The organism is Nesterenkonia sp. HG001 (assembly GCF_034438835.1).
Classification (GTDB): Bacteria; Actinomycetota; Actinomycetes; order Actinomycetales; family Micrococcaceae; genus Nesterenkonia; species Nesterenkonia xinjiangensis.
Map to the genome: position 1 here is coordinate 169 of NZ_JAOSZD010000027.1, position 333 is coordinate 501.

Here is a 333-nt window from a genome sequence, read left to right on the forward strand (position 1 = left end):
GCCATCGTCAGAGTCCTCGTCATCGTCAGAGTCCTCGTCATCGTCAGAGTCCTCGTCATCGTCAGAGTCCTCGTCATCGTCAGAGTCCTCGTCATCGTCAGAGTCCTCGTCATCGTCAGAGTCCTCGTCATCGTCAGAGTCCTCGTCGTCGTCAGAGTCCTCGTCGTCGTCAGAGTCCTCGTCGTCGTCAGAGTCCTCGTCATCGTCAGAGTCCTCGTCATCGTCAGAGTCCTCGTCATCGTCAGAGTCCTCGTCATCGTCAGAGTCCTCGTCATCGTCAGAGTCCTCGTCATCGTCAGAGTCCTCGTCATCGTCAGAGTCCTCGTCATCGTC

General features: G+C 56.8%; 1 protein-coding gene. It reads right to left on the bottom strand.

Going from position 1 to position 333, the window contains the following annotated elements; genetic code table 11:
- Positions 1 to 333 (bottom strand): hypothetical protein (locus ODE13_RS16970; protein WP_322480307.1); only part of this gene is annotated, 333 nt, incomplete at both ends.